General features: G+C 64.5%; 16 protein-coding genes. 10 read left to right on the forward strand and 6 right to left on the reverse strand.

The features are described 5' to 3' along the window. Nucleotides 1-64: 64 nt before the first annotated feature. The 8 genes from tssA (at nucleotide 65) to VGE27_RS02630 (ending at nucleotide 11,589) form a co-directional block, all read left to right on the forward strand. Nucleotides 65-1,945: a type VI secretion system protein TssA gene (gene tssA, locus VGE27_RS02595; protein WP_331048069.1), complete on the forward strand. Its 1,881-nt coding sequence runs from the start codon at nucleotides 65-67 to the stop codon at nucleotides 1,943-1,945. A 26-nt stretch (nucleotides 1,946-1,971) separates the two neighbouring features. Then, nucleotides 1,972-2,463, forward strand: a complete 492-nt coding sequence (gene tssE, locus VGE27_RS02600) for a type VI secretion system baseplate subunit TssE (RefSeq protein ID WP_331048070.1) — start codon at nucleotides 1,972-1,974, stop codon at nucleotides 2,461-2,463. Between the two features lie 74 nt (nucleotides 2,464-2,537). Beyond that, a complete protein-coding gene (gene tssF / locus VGE27_RS02605; RefSeq protein ID WP_331048105.1) occupies nucleotides 2,538-4,391 on the forward strand; it encodes a type VI secretion system baseplate subunit TssF in 1,854 nt (617 codons plus the stop codon). After that, nucleotides 4,388-5,518, forward strand: coding sequence for a type VI secretion system baseplate subunit TssG (tssG, locus tag VGE27_RS02610; RefSeq protein WP_331048071.1), 1,131 nt, complete (start codon nucleotides 4,388-4,390; stop codon nucleotides 5,516-5,518). Before tssF ends, tssG begins: the two co-directional genes overlap by 4 nt. A gap of 108 nt (nucleotides 5,519-5,626) precedes the next feature. Further along, nucleotides 5,627-8,302 (forward strand): type VI secretion system ATPase TssH, encoded by a 2,676-nt coding sequence (gene tssH / locus VGE27_RS02615; protein WP_331048072.1) that lies wholly within the window; start codon nucleotides 5,627-5,629, stop codon nucleotides 8,300-8,302. A gap of 55 nt (nucleotides 8,303-8,357) precedes the next feature. Beyond that, complete coding sequence (locus tag VGE27_RS02620; protein ID WP_331048073.1) at nucleotides 8,358-10,586, forward strand: type VI secretion system Vgr family protein; 2,229 nt, start codon at nucleotides 8,358-8,360, stop codon at nucleotides 10,584-10,586. 7 nt (nucleotides 10,587-10,593) lie between these two features. Then, complete coding sequence (locus VGE27_RS02625; RefSeq protein WP_331048074.1) at nucleotides 10,594-11,286, forward strand: DUF6931 family protein; 693 nt, start codon at nucleotides 10,594-10,596, stop codon at nucleotides 11,284-11,286. Between the two features lie 3 nt (nucleotides 11,287-11,289). Next, nucleotides 11,290-11,589 (forward strand): PAAR domain-containing protein, encoded by a 300-nt coding sequence (locus VGE27_RS02630; RefSeq protein ID WP_331048075.1) that lies wholly within the window; start codon nucleotides 11,290-11,292, stop codon nucleotides 11,587-11,589. Between the two features lie 83 nt (nucleotides 11,590-11,672). On the opposite strand, the gene queD is transcribed toward VGE27_RS02630, so the two are convergent. Continuing rightward, nucleotides 11,673-12,044, reverse strand: coding sequence for a 6-carboxytetrahydropterin synthase QueD (queD, locus tag VGE27_RS02635; protein WP_345787972.1), 372 nt, complete (start codon nucleotides 12,042-12,044; stop codon nucleotides 11,673-11,675). 92 nt (nucleotides 12,045-12,136) lie between these two features. Between queD and VGE27_RS02640 the strand changes: the two genes are divergently transcribed. Together VGE27_RS02640 and VGE27_RS02645 are read left to right on the forward strand one after the other, a co-directional pair. Continuing rightward, complete coding sequence (locus VGE27_RS02640) at nucleotides 12,137-13,960, forward strand: hypothetical protein (protein WP_331048077.1); 1,824 nt, start codon at nucleotides 12,137-12,139, stop codon at nucleotides 13,958-13,960. Next, nucleotides 13,957-14,886 carry a hypothetical protein gene (locus tag VGE27_RS02645; protein WP_331048078.1) on the forward strand — a complete coding sequence of 310 codons (930 nt, stop codon included), beginning with the start codon at nucleotides 13,957-13,959 and terminating at the stop codon, nucleotides 14,884-14,886. The genes VGE27_RS02640 and VGE27_RS02645 overlap by 4 nt, the downstream gene beginning before the upstream one ends. A gap of 11 nt (nucleotides 14,887-14,897) precedes the next feature. Here the strand turns inward: VGE27_RS02645 and VGE27_RS02650 are convergent, their stop codons facing one another. The 5 genes from VGE27_RS02650 to VGE27_RS02670 form a co-directional block, all read right to left on the reverse strand. Next, nucleotides 14,898-15,323 carry a hypothetical protein gene (locus VGE27_RS02650; protein WP_331048079.1) on the reverse strand — a complete coding sequence of 142 codons (426 nt, stop codon included), beginning with the start codon at nucleotides 15,321-15,323 and terminating at the stop codon, nucleotides 14,898-14,900. 65 nt (nucleotides 15,324-15,388) lie between these two features. Then, the gene (locus VGE27_RS02655; RefSeq protein ID WP_331048080.1) at nucleotides 15,389-15,964 is read right to left on the reverse strand and encodes a hypothetical protein; all 576 of its coding nucleotides are present in this window, start codon (nucleotides 15,962-15,964) and stop codon (nucleotides 15,389-15,391) included. Between the two features lie 184 nt (nucleotides 15,965-16,148). Beyond that, the gene (locus VGE27_RS02660) at nucleotides 16,149-16,430 is read right to left on the reverse strand and encodes a mersacidin/lichenicidin family type 2 lantibiotic (RefSeq protein ID WP_331048081.1); all 282 of its coding nucleotides are present in this window, start codon (nucleotides 16,428-16,430) and stop codon (nucleotides 16,149-16,151) included. Between the two features lie 95 nt (nucleotides 16,431-16,525). Next, nucleotides 16,526-18,721, reverse strand: a complete 2,196-nt coding sequence (locus VGE27_RS02665; RefSeq protein WP_331048082.1) for a peptidase domain-containing ABC transporter — start codon at nucleotides 18,719-18,721, stop codon at nucleotides 16,526-16,528. Next, nucleotides 18,718-22,089, reverse strand: a complete 3,372-nt coding sequence (locus VGE27_RS02670) for a type 2 lanthipeptide synthetase LanM family protein (protein WP_331048083.1) — start codon at nucleotides 22,087-22,089, stop codon at nucleotides 18,718-18,720. Before VGE27_RS02670 ends, VGE27_RS02665 begins: the two co-directional genes overlap by 4 nt. Between the last annotated feature and the right edge of the window lie 44 nt (nucleotides 22,090-22,133).

Consider the following 22,133-nt stretch of genomic DNA (forward strand, 5'->3'; position numbering starts at 1 on the left):
TCCGCCCTGATCGCAGGGTGGGTGGCGAGTGCTGTCGCGCGGTCTCGCCTCATTTCTCTCCGGCATGCCTGTCAATTCCGAACTGCTAGCTACGCTGCTCACACCCATCGAGGGAGACAATCCCTCGGGTCGCGACCTGCGCTATGACCCGGCGTATGACGCGTTCAAGGAAGAGCGTCGTGAAGACGTGGTCATTCCGGGCAGTGACGACGGCGATCGCAAGACCGCCGACTGGAATCGCGTGGTCGCGCTGGGCACGGACTTGCTGGGCAAGCAGACCAAGGACCTGCAGCTCGGCGCCTGGATGACCGAGGCGCTGCTGCGCCGCAACGGTTTCTCCGGGCTGAATACCGGTATCGAAACACTGCGGGGCTTGCTGGAGCAGTACTGGGACACGCTGTACCCGGAAATTGAGGACGACGACCTCGAGCTGCGCGTCGGCCCGTTGGAATGGGTCGGCAGCAAGCTGACCTACGGCGTCCAGCAGGTGGTGGTGGCATCGGGCGGCGTGTCGTTCCTCGACTACACCCAGTCGCGCATCATCCCGCTCGAAAGCGCGATCAACGAAGCGCCGTACGACGATCAGCCGGGCATGCGCAACACGCGCTCCGAAGCGGAGTCGTTCGGCAAGCGGATGCCGGAAGAAGTGGACACGGCCTTCGAGAACACCACCAAGGTGTTCTACAAGCCGCTGCTCGCCGACATCGATGCAACACTGGCCTCGATCAACGCCCTCGACAAGCTGGCCGACGAACGGTTCGGACGCGACGCGCCGTCCTTCAACGGCCTGCGCAACATCGTCGAGGAAGTGCGTCGCCTGGTGGCCACCACGCTCGCCCGCAAGCTCGAAGCCGATCCCGATCCGGTCGATGTCATGGCCGAGGAAGGGGAAGCGAGTGCCGCAGTGGATGCCGATGGGCCCCAGACGCCTGAACCCGTCAATCGGCAGGATGCCTCACAGCGCATCGCCGTGGTGGCGCGCTGGTTCCGCCAGCAGGACCCCACTAATCCGGCCCCGTATGCGCTGGTCCGTGGCTTCCGGTGGGGAGAACTGCGGGCTACGGCACCGGATATCGATCCGAAACTGCTGGAAGCCCCGGCAACCGCGATCCGGTCCCGGCTCAAGACGCTCCTGCTCGACGCCAAGTGGCCCGAACTGCTGGAAGCCTCGGAAGCGCTCATGGCCACGCCCTCCGGTCGCGGATGGCTCGACCTGCAGCGCTACGTGCTCACGGCGTGCGCCAATCTCGGGACCAGTCACGATGCGGTCGCGGCGACGATCCGCAGTGAACTGCGCACGCTCCTCAAGGCGGTACCGACGCTTCCCCGGATGACGCTCATGGACGACACGCCGACCGCCAACGACGAAACCCGCGAATGGCTCGAGGGCGACGCGTTGGCCGAGGAACCGACAGCGAGCGAGGAAGACGTCTCCACGGAAGTCGAGGAAGGCGCCGACACCGAGCTGACCGACGGGGCAGACGTCACGCAGGACGCCATCGAGGATGATCAGAGCACGTCGCATCAAGGGGGCTTTGCCCGTCAGGTGCGCCGGGCACGACCCGTCCGTGCGCGCGATCCGTTCGACGTCGCGCGCAGCGAGCTCGCCGCCGGGCGTCCCAATCGCGCCATCGAGCTCCTGACCGCCGAACTGGCGCGGGATCCGTCGCCGCGTGGCCGCTTCGTCCGGCAGACCCAGATCGCCTATGTGATGGTCGAAGCGGGGCTGTATGCCGTCGCGCAGCCCCTCCTCCAGAAGCTGGTGGAGATCATCGACGAGCGTTCCCTGGAGCAGTGGGAGTCCGGTCCTCTCGTGGCGCAGCCGATGGCCCTGCTCTATCGTGTGCTCGTTCACACCGACGGTGACGGCGGCGAACGGTATCAGCTGTACCTGCGCATCTGCCGTCTCGATCCGCTGCAGGCCATGTCGCTCCAGGCGCCCTGACGGGCGCCGCACGCCCGCCGTACGCCATGGCCCGCACAGAACTCGATCGCAACGTACAGCCCTCGCTGCTCGACCGTCTCATCGACGAGTCGCCGCTCGATGGTGCCGACGCGCCAAAAACCCACGAAGAATCGGCCCGACTCTTCCGCATCTCCGTACAACGCGATGTGGAGCTGCTGCTGAACACCCGGCGTTCGATCGTTCCGGTCGACAGCATGTTCAGGGAAGTGCGTCACTCCGTGCACGAATTCGGACTGCCGGATACCACGGGCATTTCTCCGGGCACGCCTGAGGGACGGCAGCGACTCACTGATGACGTCCGGGACACCATCCTGCGCTTCGAACCCCGACTCGCCAATGTGGTCGTGAAACTCGGCGAGAGTGATCGCATCAAGACCCCGCAGGTGCGCTTCGTCGTGTCTGCAACATTGCGCATGGACCCGACGCCCGAGCAGATCGTGTTCGACACCGTGCTCGACATGTCGACCGGTGCGATCGACGTGCAGGACAAGCCGTAGGTGCCGCGCCCTGGCTTGCCCATCGCGCGCATCGATCATGTCTGTGGTGAGGGTCCTGTGAAGGACGGACGGTGATGCAGGACGACCTGCTGTTGTACTACGAGCGCGAACTCACGTATCTCCGCAAACTCGGAGCGGAATTCGCACAGCAGTACCCCAAGGTGGCCTCGCGCCTGCAACTCGAGGCCAACCGGTGCGAAGATCCCCATGTCGAGCGTTTGCTCGAGGGCTTCGCCTTCCTCGCAGCCCGTATCCACCGGCGGCTCGACGACGATTTCCCTGAAATCAGCGAAAGCCTGCTCGAGATGCTGCACCCGCAACTCGTGCGGCCGTTGCCGTCGATGGCCATCGTCGAGATCGCCCTCGATCCGGCGCAGGGTCGCGCACCCGAAGGGTTTCAGGTCCCACGCGGCAGTGTGTTGCACACGAAGCCGGTCAACGGCGTGCCGTGCGTCTTCCGCACGAACTACGACACGACGCTCTACCCACTCCGCATCGCGGGCGCGGAATGGACGACACCCGATCGCGCCGGCGCCGGGGCGCATGGCCGCGAGGCCGTCGCCGCCGTCCGCCTGAACCTGCAGGCCTTCAACGGCGTCACGCTCGAATCGCTGAAGATGGACGCCCTGCGCGTGCACATCTCCGCCGACAGCAGTGTCGCAGACACGCTGTACGAACTGCTGGCCAACAACTGCGTGCAGGTCGTGGTTCGCAATCCGGACCGCCCCAGCGCACCTCCGATTGTGCTGGGTTCGCGGTCGATTCAGCCCGTGGGATTTGGACCCGACGAGGCCATGCTGCCACAGGCCAATCGCAGCTTTGCCGGCTACTCGTTGCTGCAGGAGCTGTTCACGTTTCCCGAGAAATTTCACTTCCTCGACATTGTGGGAGTGGGTGATGCGCTGCGCAGACTGGGCGCCACGGAACGCGCCGAAATCGGACTGCTGATCGGCAGCTTCGAACGTACCGAACGGCGTCAGGCACTCGAACTCGGCGTCTCGGCGCGCACGTTCCGCTTGGGCTGCACCCCGGTCGTGAACCTGTTCTCACAATCGGCCGAGCCGATTCTGCTGAGTGAGCGCAGCTACGAGCATCTGGTGGTCCCCGATGCGCGGCGGCGTCTCGAGGTGGAAGTCTGGTCGGTGGACAGCGTGCAGATCATCGAGCACACGGCCCGCCAGACCCGGCAGGTGGCCCCGCTCTATTCGCATCGCCACGGCCTCGGACCGGACAGCGCCGAAGGCGGTGAGCTCTTCTGGCAGAGCATACGGCGCACATCGGGATGGCGCACCGATCGCGGCACCGATGTGCATCTGAGCTTTTCAGATCTGTCCGGGCAACTGCGGATGCCCGATCAGGACGTGGCCTCCGTGCATGTCACCTGCTCGAATGGCGACATGCCCAGTCGCCTGCCCTTTGGCACGGATGAGCGCGGCGACTTCGAACTGGTGAGCGGTGGACCGATCCAGCGGATTTCGGCCATCGTGAACCCGACCCGCGCCATTCAGCCCAAACTGGGCAAGTCGCTGCTGTGGCGCCTCATCTCCTCCCTGTCGCTCAATCATCTCTCGCTCGCCGATGAAGGCGGAGACTCGCTGCGGGAGCTGTTGCGCCTGCACAATGTCACCAACAGCCTGAGTTTCGAACGACAGATCGATGGCATCATCGGGGTGCGGACGGAGCCGTCCTTTGCGCGCGTCACAGCGGCGCATGGGATGACGTTCGCCCGCGGTCGCCGCATCGAACTCGACTTCGACGAAGATCTGTTTCCGGGCGGTGGCATGTATCTGCTCGCCAGCGTGCTGGAACGGTTCTTTGCGCTGTATGCCTCAATGAACAGCTTCACGCGCGTCGCGGTGCGATCCAAGCAGCGGCGGCGCCAAGTGGTGGAGTGGCCTCCACGTGCTGGCTGGCGAGCTTTGCTGTGACCGAGTCGCCAGAGATGCCGCTGGCCGAGGGACCGGCCACTCTGTCGGATGAGTCGGGAAGGTCGTCGGGATTCACGACGACCTTTCTCGAAACACCGGCGCGCGAACAGGCACGCCGTCGACTGGAAGCGGTTCTCGAGCGCGAGGGCACCGGCTTCGAGTTCGTGCAGATCATGCGGATGTTGCAGCGCATGCACCCGGATCGCGATCCCGTGGGTGGGTGGACGGATCCCCGCAGCGAAGTGGCGCGCATGCATGTGGTGCCGACGCTCGCCTTTCCGCCCAGCGAGATTTCCAGCGTCGAAATCACCGAGTCCGGGCCGCGGCGCAAGCGCAACGCGAATGACCCGGCGCGCATCGGCGTGCGGTTCTTCGGTCTCACCGGACCACAGGGTGTCCTGCCACACGGCTATACCGAATACGCTGCCGCGCGGACGCGTGTGCGCGACACGGGCCTGCGGGACTTCCTCGATCTGTTCCACCACCGGGCCCTGTCGCTTTTCTACCGTGCCTGGGAACGCCATCACACGGCGGTGGCCAGAGAGCGTGGCGACGAGGACCGGATTCATGCGCACCTGCTCGACCTGGTGGGCGCCGGCAATCCGCTCGGTCAGCAACGGAGTGTCCTGCCGCCCGATACTCTGGCGTTCTATGCCGGTCTGCTCTCAATCCGCTCGCGCCCGGCGCTCGGGCTCGCGCAGCTGGTCTCGGACTATTTCGACGTGGCGGCCACGGTCGAGCAGTTTGTCGGCGAATGGCGTGCGTTACCGGATGGCGGTCAGGTGTGCCTGGGTGACGATGACGCCGATGGCATGCTTGGACAGGCGGTCATCGGCGGCGCCGTGTACGATCCGCATTCCCGTGTCATGCTGCGCCTCGGTCCGCTCTCACGCACACAGTTCGACACGTTTCTTCCGCAGGGCCACAATCACAAGGTGCTGAAGTCCCTGGCGAAGTTCTATGCCGACGATGAAGTGGGCGTGGATGTGCAGTTGGTGCTGGCCCGCGACGAGGTGCCCGCTGCCGCACTGGGCACGGCGTCCTCTCCGCGTCTCGGGTTTGGTACCTGGCTGCGTTCCCGCGCTCCCGTGCGCGACCCTGACGATGTAGTGCTGCGCCTGTGTTGATGGTGGTCTGGCCGACGTGCCGTCCATCACATCGCATGAATTGATTTTCCTGTTGCTCCTCCTCCCCCGGTTGCACCCTCTCCCCGACCTTCTGCTGATGGAGTCGTCATGTCGGTGAATCTTCGTGGCCTGATTGCCAAGCTCAACGCGCCTACCCGCAGTGCCGTCGAAGCGGCCGCGGGACTGTGCCTCTCGCGCACCAATTACGACGTCGAAATCGAGCACCTGCTCGTGAAGCTGCTCGATGCCACCGACAGTGACCTGGCGGCCATCCTCAAGCACTTCGGCGTCAACCGCTCGCGCCTGGCCGATGATCTCGCGCGCGCGCTCGACAAGCTCAAGACCGGCAACGCCCGCACGCCGTCCATCAGCCCGTCCGTGGTAAACGTGCTGCGCGAGGCGTGGGTGTTGGGCTCGGTGGAATACGGCGCGCCCCGCGTGCGTTCGGGTCATGTCATGCTCGCCCTGCTCTCGGTGGTGGAGCTGCAGCGCATGACGGCCGACTTCACGAAGGAATTCGAGAAGATTCCGGCGGATGTACTCAAGAAGGATTTCGTGACGATCACCGCTTCGTCGGCGGAAGCCACGGCGGAAATCGGCAGCATCGACTCGGTGGCAGCGGGCGCGAGCGCGTCGGGTAGCGCCGGTGGCGCTCCCAAGGCCGGCGGCCGCACGCCGAATCTCGATTCCTACACGGTCGATCTCACGGCGAACGCCAAGAGCGGCAAGATCGATCAGGTGCTCGGCCGCGACTTCGAAGTGCGTCAGGTGGTCGACATCCTCACGCGTCGTCGCCAGAACAACCCCATCCTGGTTGGTGAAGCGGGCGTGGGTAAGACGGCCGTCGTGGAAGGCTTTGCGCGCCGCATCGTGGACGGAGACGTGCCGCCCCCGCTGCGCAACGTGCGCCTGCTCTCGCTCGACCTGGCCATGCTGCAGGCCGGCGCAGGCGTGAAGGGTGAGTTCGAGAACCGCCTCAAGGGTCTCATCGAGGAAGTGAAGAACTCGCCGACGCCGATCATTCTGTTCATCGACGAAGCACACACGATGATCGGAGCCGGCGGCGCCGCAGGCCAGAACGACGCGGCCAATCTGCTCAAGCCGGCCCTCGCGCGCGGCGAGCTGCGCACCATCGCCGCCACCACGTGGAGCGAATACAAGAAGTTCTTCGAAAAGGACCCGGCGCTGTCGCGTCGCTTCCAGCTCGTGAAGGTGGAAGAGCCCACGGAAGACGTGTGCTGCATCATGATGCGCGCCGTCGTGCCGTCGCTCGAGAAGCACCACACCGTGCATATCCTCGACAGCGGCATGGAAGCGGCGGTGCGTCTCTCGCATCGCTACCTCGCCGATCGTCAGCTGCCCGACAAGGCCGTCAGCGTGCTCGATACCGCGTGCGCCCGTCTCGCACTGGGTCAGAGCGCCACGCCGGGCCCGGTCGAAGATTGCAAGCGCATTCTCGATGACCTCGCGCTGCAGGATCGCGTGCTCAATCGCGAACAGACCGCCGGTGCCGATCACCGTGAGCGTCTGGCCGGTATCGCCGAGCGACGCACGCAGGTGGAAGCGCAGCTGGCCGATCTCGAGGGACGCTGGCTCAAGGAAAAGGACATCGTCGCGAAGATCCTCGACGTGCGCGCCAAGCTGGTGGCCGAAGGCGGCAACGCCGATCAGACGGCCGCCGATGCGCTGCGTGGTGAATACACGCAGGCGATGGGCGATCTCGAGACGCTGCAGGGTGAAGATCCGCTGGTGCGTCCGTTCGTCGACGCGTCGATCGTTGGTGAAGTGATCTCCGGCTGGACCGGCATTCCGGTCGGCAAGATGATGAGCGACGAACTCGGCACCATGCTCGAGCTCGAGAAGCACCTCGGTGCGCGCGTCATCGGTCAGGACCATGCGCTGGTGGACATCTCGCGCCGCGTGCGCACGAGCAAGGCCGGCATCGAAGATCCGAACAAGCCGAAGGGCGTGTTCATGCTCGTCGGCCCGTCCGGTGTGGGCAAGACGGAAACGGCGCTGGCGCTGTCCGACATGCTCTTCGGTGGTGAGCGCAACATCATCACCATCAACATGTCGGAGTTCCAGGAAGCACACACCGTGTCCACGCTCAAGGGTTCGCCCCCGGGCTACGTGGGTTACGGCGAAGGTGGTGTGCTGACAGAAGCCGTGCGTCGTCGTCCGTACAGTGTGGTGCTGCTCGACGAAGTCGAGAAGGCACACCCGGACGTGCTCGAACTGTTCTTCCAGGTGTTCGACAAGGGCGTGATGGAAGACGGCGAAGGCCGTCAGATCGATTTCAAGAACACGATCATCATCCTCACGACGAACGCCGGCACCGACACGATCATGAAGCTGACGGCCGACCCGGAAACACTGCCGTTCCCGGATGCGATGGCCAAGGCGCTCAAGCCGGAACTCGACGCGGTGTTCAAGCCGGCCTTCCTCGGCCGCATGGTCATCGTGCCGTATTACCCGGTGCGTGACGAAAACCTCAAGCAGATCGTGCGTCTCAAGATCGGCAAGATCGCCCGCCGCCTGCGCGAAGTGCACAAGCTCGCGCTGCAGCACGACGAGACACTCATCAGCCAGGTGGCAGCGCGCTGCACGGAAGTGGAGAGCGGCGCACGCAACGTGGACAACATCCTCAGCAACACGCTGTTGCCGGAAATTTCGCGCATGCTGCTCGCGTCGATGGCCGAAGGCCAGCGTCCGAGCGCGCTCAAGGTGGGCGTTGGCGAAGACGGTGACTTCACGTATGAAGCGGTGGTCGCTGCCACGGCGTGATCCTCACGTCGTGATGCACGATCACCAGCACGGACCTTCACCGAGGACATGCTGAATGGCATGGTCACAGGCCAACCGGCCGTTCCGTATCAAGAGCCCACTGGGTGAGGATGTCCTGCTCCTGGTGTCATGGGAGGGTGAGGAGTCGGTGTCCTCACTCTTCCACTTCAAGGTGGTGGTGGCGAGCCCGCGGAGCGATATCAAGCCCGTCGACCTGCTGCTGAAGGCCGTGACATTGGAGTTGGAGATCGACCCGGGCAGCTACCGCACCATCCATGGGGTGGTGCGGCGGTTTGCCCGCGGCGGTACCTCGACAACGGGGTACACGAGCTACCTCCTCGAGATCACACCACCACACTGGGTGCTCACGCAGGACAGCAGTTTCGACATTTATCAGAACAAGACGGCTCGCGAAGTGTGCGACAGCCTGCTCACGGGCGTGCCGCATGAGTGGAAGATGGTGCGCACGCTCGACCCGCGTCCCTACTGCTTCCGCTATCGCGAGAGCCGTTGGGCGTGCATGTCGCGCCTGCTCGAGCAGGAAGGCGTGTGGTACCGCTTCGACCACAAGGGCGGCGAAGCCAAACTCGTGCTGGGTGACAACTCCACCTCGGCCCCGGAAGCCTGGGGCGTCAAGGAGATGTTGTACGATCCCAACGCGTCGGGGCTCTCATTCCAGACACCCCGCCTTTTTGATCTCAACACCGAAACCGTTCCGCACCTCGCCAAGACGCTGGTGCGTACCGCGACGGAGTTCCTGCCTTCCAACAACCTGCTCGGCGAAACGGGCAGCGCGTTGAGCGTGTCCACCCCACCAGCCGAGATGGAATGGTACGAGTATGACCAACAGGTCGCCTCGCACCATTCAGGCTTTGGACACGGTGGCGCCGAAACGGCGGCGGACGTCAGCAAGTTTCAGCCCGACATCAAGCAGTATTCGCGCTTGGGTCAGGAGCGCTCGGAGGCCGGCGCGCAGCTCGTGATCGGACGCTCGCGGTATGTAGGTCTGGAGTCGGGCGCCAAGACCAAGATTGCCGGGTCGGTGGACAACTACGTGCTCAACCAGTTCGTGTTCATCACGAAGGTGCAGCACAGTGGCTCCAACGGGTCCTACGAAACTGACGGCCCGACCGGAACCTACGAGAACGCATTCGAGGCAATTCCCTACAACATCCACTACCGTCCACCGCGCACCACGCCGTGGCCGCGCGTCGCCGGATCGCATGTCGGCACAGTGGTGGGCCCGGCCGGTGAAGAGATCTTCACCGACAAGCATGGGCGCGTACAGGTGGTGTTCAAGTGGGATGTCGGCAACAGCACCAAGCTCGAGCGCTCATGCTGGGTGCGTGTGTCGCAGCCCTTTGCCGGTCAGGGCTTCGGCGCGGTGTTCCTGCCACGCATCGGACACGAAGTGATCGTCGATTTTCTCGACGGCAATCCCGACAATCCGGTGATTGTGGGCAGTCTCTACAACAGCGCGAATCTGCCGCCGTGGAAATTGCCCGACAACAAGACCCAGAGCGGTGTGCGCACCCACAGCACCCTCAATGGCGGCTCGGACAACTACAACGAGTTGCAGTTCGAAGACAAGAAGGGCTCGGAACTGATCAACGTGCAGGCAGAGAAGGATCTGCATACGCTCGTCAAGAACGACGAGCGGCGCACAGTGAATCACGACCGCACCACGACGATCAAGAACGACGAAACGAAGTCGGTGACGGAGGGCAACGAGCTCACCACCATCGAGAAAGGCACACAGACCATCGTCGTCAAGGACAACAATCGCTCGCTCGAAGTCGGCAAGGACCACACCATCAAGGTGAAGGGCAATGAGGCCTTCACGGTGGATGGCAATCGGGATGGCACCGTGAAGGGCAATCAGTCACACGCCATCTCGGGCAACGATGAAGTGACGGTCACTGGCAAGCAGACCATCAGCATCACCGGCAACGAATCCATCACCATCGAGCAGGGCGATCAGTCGCTGCAGGTGAAGCTCGGCAACATCAGCACGAAGGCCGATCTCGGCAACATCGCCACCAAGGCGGACGTCGGGAACATCGAAACCAAGGCGTCGCTGGGAAAGATCACGCTCGAAGCATTGCAGATGATCGAGCTCAAGGTCGGTCCCAATTCCATCCAGATCAGTCCAGCGGGCGTCACCATCAAGGGCATCATGGTGAAGGTCGAAGGCACGGCCATGGCGCAGGTGAAGGCCCCGATGACGCAGGTCAACGGCGATGGCATGCTCATGATGAAGGGCGGCATCACCATGATCAATTGAGCATGCGATGACGACACCTCCCGTGATCGCCCCCGACCCGTTCGCCGCCTACGCGCCTCCGGCGCGCTGGCTGCTGGAACGCAGTGCGCCTGATGACGACGCACTCGCCTTGCTCGATGCGCGTCAACCGATCGAGGCGCTGTACAACGCCTGGATCGCAAAAGAACTTTTTCCTGCGGCACTTCGGCTCATTGCCGCGGTGTTGCCCGCGCGCGAAAGCGTGTGGTGGGCCTGGGTGTCCGCACGGCACGCCACGCAGGTGGCGGGCGGCAAGCCAGCCAGCGCCGAGGTCCACAAAACGCTGACCAGCATCGAGCAGTGGATCGTGCGCCCCGATGACGAAGCGCGCCGCGCAGCGTGGGACGCCGGTACGGCGGCCGGCATGGACACGCCGGTGGGCATGATCGCTGCGGCCGTGTTCCTCAGCGGCAACTCGGTGGCTCCCCCCCATGTCCCACCGGTACCGCCGCCACCGGGTGCGGCCATGCCGCTCGTGGCCGGCGCCATCATGTTGTCCGCTGCGTCCAACCAGAAGGCCGAGCAGATCATGCCGACCATGTCCGCCTTCGCGGCGCAGGGTCTCGAGATCGTCAAGCGACTCGGCGGATGGGACCCCGCCGCGCAGCTCGCCTATGACACCCACCAGCGTCTGCAGCACGAATACACCCGTGCCACAGCGCCCGCTCCGCCGGCGAGGTAGACCATGCCTCCTGCCTCACGCATCATGGACCTGCACGTCTGTCCGATGATGACACCCGGCGTGCCGCCCATTCCCCACGTGGGTGGCCCCATCCTCGTGCCGGGCGCGCCCACGGTCATGATCCTCATGATGCCGGCGGCCACGGTCACCAGCATGTGCTTCTGCGTCGGACCGCCATCGACCGTGATCAAGGGCTCAGTCACGGTACTGCTCAGCGGCTTGCCTGCGGCTCGCATCGGCGACAACACCGCGCACGGTGGGACCATCACGATGGGAGCGCCCACCGTGATGATCGGTGGCTAGTCAGCAGGTCAGCGCCACAACCCGAACAGCACCTGCACAGCATTCGTAGATGCCCGGCCCAATCGGACCGGGCATCTGGCGTTTCAGCCCCCTGCGGCCGCCGGTCCGCGGTACTCGCACCCCGACGTGCACGTCTCGCGCACAATCACCGCCGACAGCGCGGGCAATGACGGGGTCAGCTGCTCCCAGATCCACACCGCCAACCGCTCGCTGGTGGGATTCTCGAGCCCCGGAATGTCATTGAGGTAGTGATGATCCAACCGGTCGTAGATCGGCTTGAATGCGGCCTTGATGTCCGCAAAGTCCATCACCCACCCCAGCGTGGGGTCGAGCGGCCCCCGCACACGCAGTTCGATCCCGAACGAATGCCCGTGCAGACGGGCGCACTTGTGCCCTTCCGGCACATGCGGCAACCGGTGGGCGGCCTCGACCGTGAACTGTTTGTGGATCTCCACCACGTTCGTCATCCGTCAAAGCTAGCCGATTTCATGTATCATCCGGTATCCTCGCGCGCAGGCGCGACTGCCCGCTCCACCCGTCCGTGCCCGTGTTCGCCCCCACGCTGCTTCGTGTAGTCCCGGCTAGCCTCCTGTTGCTGGCTGGCCTGGCCTCCTCCGCGACTGCGCAGACCGCGCCACCCACGGGGGTGCGCGTGGCCCCCGCCGGCCCCGAGTTCGTGCGGCAGGCGCTGCTGGTGGCGCCCTTCCGCCCGGACACCAACACGCCCGCCCTCGCCAATGCGTCGCGTGAACTGGCCGATGCCCTGAACGGACGGCTGGACCGGCACATCGACAAACGCGAAACCCAGCTCCTCGAGACATTCCGCCTCAAGAATGTCCTCCTCGAGTCGGGCTATGACCGCAACGCCATCCTCGGCGACATCGAACTGCGGCTGATGGCCAAGAAGATCCGCGCCGATGAAGTCGTGTTCGGACGCGTCTCCCGCCAAGGGGCCAACTACGTGGTGGCGGGTCGCGTGGCCCGCCTGCGCAACTGGGACATGCAACAGCCGCTGCCCGTGGTGCGCGCGCCCAACGTGGGGCAGTTGGCCGAGCGCCTGGCAGAAGAGGTGGCCAAGGCCCGCGCACAGTTGCCGGGACTCAGGCGCTGCGAGAACGCGCTGGTGGCACGCGACAAAGCCACTGCCGCTCGCGAGGCCACACGCGCCATTCAGGCCTATCCCACGGCGGTGATCGCGCGCGATTGCCTGCTCTCGGCGCTGTTCGATGGACACACCAGCGCCGACTCCGTGCTCACCGTGGCCAATGACGCCCTGCGCATCGACAGCACCAACACCTTTGCCGGTGTGGCACGCGCCAATGCGCTCGAAACCCTGAACCGCCGCAACGATGCCCTCGTGCAGTGGGGGCGCGTCTACGCCGCACACACCGACTCGCTCGAGCTGGGGGCGATCGTGGTGGAAGCCCGCCTGCGGCTGCAGCAGCCCGACAGCGCGCTGTTCAACGCCCAGGCCCTGATCGCGCACTTTGGCAGCAACGCCGAACTGCAACGCCTGTCGTTCCGTTCGCAGTTGGCCATGGCACAGTGGAAAGCGGCAGCGCTGCTTGGCGACTCACTCGCCCTCTCCGACAGCATCTTCCGCGCCGACTCCAACTACGCCACCCGCCATGTGGAGGCGCTGCGTCTCTCGGGTGACTCGCTGGCCGCTCTGGAGACGGCGGTGCGCAATGTGCGGCGTTTTCCCGGCGATTCACGCCTGTACCTGCAGTACCTGCAATTGCTGGGCAGCGAAAACACCGTGGCGTTGCAGCGTGGGCTCGAACGGTTCCCAGATGTCTCCACACTGAACGTGCTCGCTGCCAACGCGGCGCGGCGCACCGGCAACCGCGGCGCAGCCATGCGCGCCACGCGCGAGGCCATCCGCAAGGATTCATCACTCACCCCGCAATACCTGCAACTCGCCGATGGCTACTTCGACGAGCAACGCGCCGACAGCGCCCTGTTCACGCTGCTGCGTGCACCGCGGCGTGGCGAGCAGGCCGAGATGCTGCGCACCTACGTGATCGCCCGTGGTGTGACATTGCTGCGCACGGCGGGCGACACCGCACCGGCCACACAGCAGGTCGCGGTGCGCATGCTGGTGCTGGCCGACAGCATCGACTCGCGGGAAGACTCCCGCGCCTACGTGGCGGCGGCGTCACTGCAGGCCTCGCGCACGCAATTGGTGACGGCCAGCCGTTCCCGTGAGTGCGCCGGTGTGCGATCATCCGAGGAGACGCTCAAGCTCAGCGCCGACGCGATCACCCGCGGGCTCGGCGAGGGCACCAACGCCACCGAGATCGGATCGGCGTACGAGGCCATGAAGGCCGCCATCGACAACGCCGCGAAAACGCTATGCAAAGAGCCGTGATCTTCCGCACTTCCCCGAACGCCTCCCACGCCCGCACGTGCACACGGCGGGCGTTGGTGTTTCCGCTGCTGTTGGGTGCTGCGGTGGTGATGTCGGCGTGCGCATCGGCGCCCAAGCCACCCGCTGAGGTCCCGTCTTCGCCGGTGCAGATGGCACCGCCCGAGCCCGAGACGCCGGTTTCGAACGACGGCATGACACCGGCGTTCTCCGAAGCGTTTGCGGCGGCTGACCTGCGCGCGCGGGCGATCGCGTTCTACCAGCAGTGTGTGCCCACGGTGGCGCGATTGCGTTCGTCGGCCCGATTCGGCGCGGCGGCGCGTGCCCCGCGAGTGATCTTCTGCGAGCGCGACGCGGAGGGTGTGCCGATTGGTGGGGTGTTCGATGTGGACAGCGCGTTCAAGACCGCCCGTCAGCTGTCGGCGGTGCGATTGGACGGTGATCGCCCCAAGTACACGGGCCTGCTCGATACCGCAGCCATTCTGTCGCGTGCCAAGCTGGCGCGTGATGCAAACAAGCTGGTCGCGCCTGTGTGGGCGAAGCTCAAGCGTCCGTTCACGGTGGTGCCGGTGACGGTGGCGAGCGGCGCACACGAGGCGTGGGTGATTCCGCGCGCCACGCGGGCGGGCAGCATGGTGATCGGTGGTGATGCCGCCTATGTGGCGGCGGCTGGCGGCACGGGCGTACAGCAGACCATGGACCGCACGAAGACGTGGATGCAGGTGGCGCTGCCGGCGCGTGGGGCGGTGACCATTACGAGTGCGGAACCCGGTGTGGCGGCGGTGACCGACCTGGCATCGGCGCGCTACTACACGGAGCTGGGGCGCGATGTCACGGTGATCACCACAACGGCCACGAGCAAGCTGACGCCGGGGCTGGACCCGGCGACGGGTGCGCGCGTGGTGTGGAAGCATCAACCGACGCGATAGACCACGGTGGTTCAGGTGGTGTTGGCGGTGGCCTCCTGCTGTAGGTCACCGTCTTGCAGGGCCTCTGCTGCACCAACCCAGATCGTGTAGACGCCAAGCGCCATCAGGGCGGCGGCGGAGATGCCGCCAGGCATGTGTTCGGCGATGAGATTGCCAGCAAAGAGCAGGATCCAGAATCCTCCGATCAAGCACTTCTGGCGCGTCGCCTGCGACGGCGTCCGGAAGAACAGCTCGCGCTGCGCCACGTGCCTCCATTGCAACTGGGCCCAGCGGCCAATGGCCAGCATGGCCACGACGAACACAATGCGTGGGGTCAGGTTGCCATCCGGCACGACGTATCCGATTCCCATTGAATGCAACGCGGACACCATGAGCCCGAGCCCGAAAAGCACTGTGGCAATGGCGGTCCTGCGCACATACCGGCGTTCCTTGTGCATGACGATCTCCCGGAAGGTTGAATGGTCCATCAATGACCAACCACGAACGCGCGTCGTTCACTGGCTCAGCTGACGTACCATTTGAGCAGCGTGGTGACAAACACGAGTCCGACCCACACAACGGCGACCGTTCGCCAGATCTGCTGGGGGGATAGCCCCTGCACCACGACGTCAGCACCCCACGCCACCAGCATGGTGGCGTACAGTTCAAACGCATCGAGATGTGAGAGCAGATGATGCAGCGCGCGTTGCCGATCGACTGACACCATCCACCCGAGATTGGTGAGCAGCTGCGTAGAGGGATCAGTGTTGAAGTCGAAGAACACCCAGCCAACGAGTGCGGCCAGCAGGGACCCGAGCTCCGACACAGATGCGGCCATCAACACCAATGCAAACAATGACCACACAGCGAATCGTGCTCCTTGAAGCCAGAACAGTAGCAGCAGCGGTAGCAGGAGCAGCGCATACTCGGCGCCGACCATGAAAGACTGCACACCAAGGTTGAGCACCACGCGATCCATACGACGACCCGCTGGGTACTGAATCGCCAACCAACTCACCCGGTAGATCGAAATCAGCAGCAACGGCACCCAGACATGAATGCCAATCGTCAGTTCCGCAAACGCGGATCGCGGGCTCACCAGTATGTCCATCACTGCGCTCACACTTCGCGCGACCGTGACGCGTGGGCGCTCAGTGACATGGATTGGTTCACTCACCGCCTGTTCGCTGACTTGCATGCGGCCTCCGCCTGATCCGCAGGTTGGGTGCAGACTCCTGCGCCTGTCCCTGATGGAGGGGGACAGGCGCGAGAGTCAACGACGTTCAGGTGGCGTTGGGGCAGCACCCCAGCGTGGACGCCCAACACGAGCCATGCCAGAGCGTGTGATCACATCCGACACAGCTCAGCATCTTGGTCACCTGATCCCAACAGGCCCCTCCGGTGATCGAGGCTTCGCCACCGCGACCCGAGAGGTCGCGCAGTGCGGCGTCGGCGTTCTCCGTTGAGCCGGCGGGATGATCAGGCAGTTCTGCACGTGCATCGTCCGAAAGTCCTTCACGAAAGTGCGGATCCTTCCAGGCCCGCACTGCAAAGTCAGGTGACATCGTACCTCCATTGATTGACGCCGCGACACATCTGCCGACTGCGGCGTGTTGAAGAACGGGGTGTCGGCTCCCCCCGCCCAGCGCTGCAGGTCCTTTCAACCCGCTTTGCGTTGCACGTGCGCCAACGATGCGCTTGTCATTGGAGACCTCAGCTCACGCAACACATCTTCTGGCGCACCAGCCGCCACCACGCGACCGGCCTGCAAGACCAGAAGCCAGTTCACGTCCCGCACGGCACTCAGCCGGTGAGAAACGATGATGCGGGTGGCGCCAAGTGTTGCTACGCGGTTGTTGATGACATGCTCCGTCTGTTCATCGAGCTGGCTGGTGGCTTCGTCGAGCACCAGCAGGTCCGGCGTGTGAAGCAGCGCGCGTGCGAGCGCCAACCGTTGACGTTGCCCGCCAGACAAGGCGATGCCGCGGTCACCGATTTGGGTGTGATAGCCCATTGGCATCCCTGTGATGTCACCGTCGAGGCAGGCCATCGTTGCGGCGCGCCGTACCATCTCGAGGCTGGCATCGGGCATCCCCAGCGCGATGTTTTCCATCACGGTTCCACTGAACACCTCGAACTCCTGAAGCACGGCGCCAGTCCGGGACCGAAGACGTTGGCGGTGCATGCCGAAGTGCTCACCGTCGTGCAGCAGCTGCCCTGCGGTCGGGGGCCACAACCCCATCAGCACCTTTGCCAGAGTGCTCTTGCCGGACCCAGTCGGACCGATGATGCCGAGTGCCTGTCCGGGAGCGATATCGATGGACACATCGCTGAACGTCGGTGGTGATCCACTGCCGAAACGAAACTCCAGCGCGTGGCAGGTGAGTCGCCTGCCTGGTCGGCTCATCGCAGTGGTCGTGGCGAACGCCAGTTCGGGATGCGTCTCGTTTCTCTCGTGGGGTGATGTTTCCGGTGTGGTGTCGAGGACATCGACCACACGCTCGATGTAGGCACCGGCTGTCTGCAGCTGTTGTGCGGCCTGTATGAGCGCGAGGACAGGCTGGATGAACGAGGCGACCAGTGTAGTGCCGGCGAGCATCTGCCCGAGGCTGAGCGAGCCGTTGTTGACCGCCATCATGCCCACGACGAGCCCGATCAAGGGTGTCGCCAGCCGTAGTCCCCCGAGCATCGCCTCGATGCCAGTGGCCAGCACAGTGGTTTCGAAAAGCGTTGCCTGATGACGCTGAAACGCCTGCTGCCACCTGGCGTGCATGCGTGATTCCGCGGCGACGGCCTTCACGAAGGCAATACCGGCCAATGTCTCGATAGTACGTCCCTGTTCTTCCGCCCGTGCCGCGAGCACGCGTACCGCCAGATCACGCTGGCGTTGCATGGCCAGCAGGAGAATCCCCACCTGTGCGGCAGCTGACACCAATGCGATGATGGCCAGTAGCGGTGACACGGCGAACAGGATCGCGAGGAATCCCACCGCCATGGGTGCGTCAAGACTGGCGCCGATGAGCTGCGTGGTGAAGAGGTCGCGAATGGCGGCATTGCCGTTCACGCGCTGCAGCAGGTCGCCGGTGGTGCGTTGCAGGAAGAATTGATGAGGCAATCGCAGCAGATGATCGAAGAACTGCACCGAGACATGGCCGTCTATCGCACGCTGCAACCGCGCGATGACCTGTCCACGCAGCAAGGAAACGCCGACACGGGCGATCACCATGCACGCGATCGCCGCCACAAGCGGCCCGGCGCCATAGCTAGCCCATGGTATCGTGGAATCCACCAGGACGGCCGTGGCAGCGGGTACCAGGAGCGCGAAGAGCTGTAGCGCGAGCGAGACGATGATCGCCACAACGAGGTACTGCCTTGCAACGGTGGGCTCGAACAGCCATTGCACATAGCGTATCACCGGGCGCGCATCGACAGGCGTTCTCTGCTGGAAGTCCGGACCGGCTCTGAACTCCACCGCAGGACCCGACAGATTTTCATTGATCGTGTTCAGCGCCACACGCTGGCGCCCGCGCGCGGGATCGACGATGATCGCGTGCGTCGGCGTGACCGACTCGAGCAGTACAAAATGGCGTTCGCGCCAGTGCAACAGAGCGGGTGTTTTCAGAGTGGCCAGGTCGTCCGCGGCGACTCGCCGTCCGTTCGTCAGCAACCCTTCCTGCTGAGCGCACTCCACGAGGGTGGCGATCGAGAGTCCGTCGCGGCCGGCTTGCAGGTAATCCCGCAACTGTTGCAGCGATGTGCTGCGACCGAACCAGGTGAGCAGCATGGCAAGGCACGCCGGACCACACTCGGTATCCGAAAGCTGCCTGATCACCGCAAGGCGTCGACTGTCGCTCATCCCACGCTCGGCAGCTTCATCGTGAGCACATCGGCCACATTGGCGCCGCCCATCTTGAGCAGCCCCAGGCCGACGCCGGCCAGGCCAGTCATGAGACCTGGCGTCTCGATGCCGCGGGGGATGCCACACTGTACGCCGACCCGATCGATGGAGTCGAGAATGCCTCGAGCGATGGTATCGCTTTGCTGGCGTGCGGCGGTGCTGTCGGTGATGCGGGCAGCGTCGTGCAACAGCGCGTAGTTGCCCAGCATGCCATGACAGAGGGAATGATTGCCCGAGAATCCATGCAGCAGCGTATCGCGGACGGCGAACTCGAGGTCGCGTTGCAATCCGGATATGGCATGCGTGCTCGACTGGCTGGCAAGCATTTCGAGACGCACGAGGCCGATGCCCGAAGCCCCATGGCACCAGGCGTTCATCGATGACCAGCCCCCTTCTGGCGGCCGCACCGCAATGCGCCGATAGTCGGGCCAGCGTCCTTCGGCAGTGGCATGCGCGTGGCGTTCATAGAGGACGGCCTGGCGTGCGGTCTCGAGAAAGTCGGAGCGTCCGAGCACTCGCCCAGCTCTGTGGAGGGCGAGCGCGATACCGGATGCACCATGCGAGAGTCCCGTGAGCGGCAGTGCGGCATCGATGCGCGTCGTCCAGGCCAACCCGTCTCCATGCTGTTCCGCTTTTGCGAGGAGGCGTAGGCCGGCTTGTTCGATCAGTGCAGCGATACTCGCCGCATTCTTTGGTGGCGGCGCAAACTCGATCAGGGTGCCGGCAACGAGGGCGCAGCCTGCCACGCCACCAATCACATCGAGTTGATCGTCGTAGGCGATGCCTTCAGCGGAACGCTCGAGCAGCGACCACGCGAGGGTCGCGTAGTGTGGCAGGTTCCAGGTGCGTGCTGCGTGGGCGAGCACGAAGGCTTCCCCCGCGTTTCCGTGGAAGGCGCTGCCGCGGAACATGGTCGAGCGGTGTTCGGCCGAGGCGGGCTTGCCATCGACCAACGAAGCGAGGCGCCCAACGCAGGAGTCCAGTGTCCTGCGGGCAAGGGCGCGGGCTTCCGGGTGCCCAAGCACGCGGTCGCATTCCAATAGAAACAGTGCGACGCCAAGTCGGCCGTTGTAGAGATCATCGCCAAGTGGCTGGAGTGACCAGTGTTTGTCATTGACGAGGGACACACCAAGCCAGTTGACCGCTTCGTTGCGCTGCAGGGCCAGATGGACGAGGCGATCGGCAACTTGCCGAGCCATGTCGCGAGCGCGGACTTCGATGTCGCGGGGTTCGATATTGCGCGGGGTGTCCTGGTCCGCTGTTGCCGGTGCCGAGTCGGTGGCCGGTGTTGGAGTGATGTGTGTATCGGTCGCCAGTACGGCAAGTGCGGCCTGGATGAACCAGCATTGGCGTTCGCAGTCAGTCGGATCGAGGGCCTGTATGCGATGCTGAACACGACTGAATGCGTCTTCCGAGAAGAAGTTGGGCAATTCTGTGCCATTGGCCGTCCAGACCGAAGTACTGGCTGGGCGGGTCGTGAAATGGGGCACGTCGCCAACCTGCAGGTCTTCCAGTTCGTGGGGAACAAGTTGCGCGAACCACGGCCTTGTCTCCACAGCGCGCCAGAGGGCATCGAAGTGGATGTCACGATCGATGGCATCGCGCAGGAGGTCAGGATGGTGCGCATCGCGGAGCAGTGTGGCGTAGGCCTTGGTGTGGCGAAAGACCGCGCGCACATCGGCGTTTCGAAATGCCGTCAGCGGCCCGCTGTTGCTCAGCAGGTAGTCCCGATGTTCGACGAGATGCAGATAGGTGGCGCGAAATCCGTCGACGATGGCATTGGCGTAGGCCGCCGGATCGATGCGTTGATTGTCGAGATGTGGCTGGTTCTTGCCGTTCGGCAGTCGGACACGCTGGCGCACGATGCACATCGTGTCCTGTCCGATGGCGGAGAAGATCTGCTGTTCGTCGGGGAGGAGCTGATCGGCAGCGCCTCCGATTCCGCTGAGCTCGATGCCTTCGCCGTCGGCGTTGTGATAGCTCCAGCTTGGCAGGAGCCCGACGCGCATGACGGATTCGTTGTACGCGCTCCAGCCTTCATCTGGAGCAGCGGTGCGGGCGTCTGCAGAGCGAACGACAGAGTCGAGTCGCGGGTGGAAGAGAGCCTCGAGATCGACGAGCACCGGCGTGTCACCGTGTGCGATGACGTTTTCGAGATGCATGTCCGTCGCATCCAGAATGAAGAGCAGCGCGAGCTGTGCACCCATCCGTCGATAGAACGTCTTTATGGCTTCGGTGTCGGCGCCTGGGAGGTGTTCGACGAAGGCGCTCCAGCCGTAGGCGCCGCAAGGGAGGTGCGCGGGCTGCCTGAGCGTGTTGTCGCCGGTGCCCGTTGCGGACCAGGCCACGAGCTGCTGGAACGCCAAATCGACGGCAAGTGATCGTGGTTTGTAGACGATGCGCTGACCGTTATCGAATGTGAGGATGGTGACACAGCGGCCACCGCGGTGCTTGTCGCCGGCGCCGTAGGCGATGTCGGTGAGCTTGCCGAGTGTGACGCCATCGAGCAGTCGTGTCTCGATGGCGTGGCGATCGTTGGTGAGTCTCTGAAGCAGCTCGATGGTGTGCCGATACCAGTGTTGCACACGAAGCTCGATGGTGCGCAGCAAGACCGGGTATTCGTTGAAGAGCGCCTGCCGAGTGGCATCGTCGTCGAGGGTGCGCAAGAAGTGCTGGAAACGTTCGTCGCCGGTGTTGCCGACGAGACCTCCTCGCAGCCGCATAACGTTGAGCTCGAGGACGAGGACCTTGGCGACGCATTCTGCGATGTCGGAGGCGAGCGCCGAGGTGGCGAGATCGGTGAGATGCTCGGGGGACGCGCAGAGTGGGCGTAGTCCCGGTAGCACGCGGAGGGCGCGCAGGAGCTGGGCGTGGGCGCGCCGCAGTTGGGGCGCAGCGATTGCGAGAAACCCGAAGAACGCCCGTTGCTGTTGGGAGCGGTGCGGCGGCGCGGTGCGATCGGGCAGGGGAGGCAGCGCGGACGTGGATGTGCCGCGCCACCATGACGGCGTGGTGGATGCTGCGGTCTGGTCCGATGGTAGCGCGTCCGGATCGAGCAGCAGCGGCAGGTCGTCGAGGGAGAGCTGTTCGGCGGCCAGGCGTTGGGCGAAGCGTTCGGCATTGCCGGCGCCACACTGTTGTTGCCAGCGGGATGCGCGGCGTTGGGCATGCGTGGGCTCCGCGCTTGTTTCGGACGTCAGCGCTTTCGCATCGGGTGTTGAGGAGATCAGACCGGGGTGATCGGTCATGGGCCGCAGGTGGCCATGCATGACGGCCGCGCGTTCGCGCAGTGTCAGGGCGCGCCGGAAGGCGTTGTCGGTGAGCATCGTGAGACCTGGTCGAAGAGGAACGGATCTCCGGAGGTGGGCCC

It is taken from the genome of Gemmatimonas sp. (assembly GCF_036405635.1).
Classification (GTDB): Bacteria; Gemmatimonadota; Gemmatimonadetes; order Gemmatimonadales; family Gemmatimonadaceae; genus Gemmatimonas.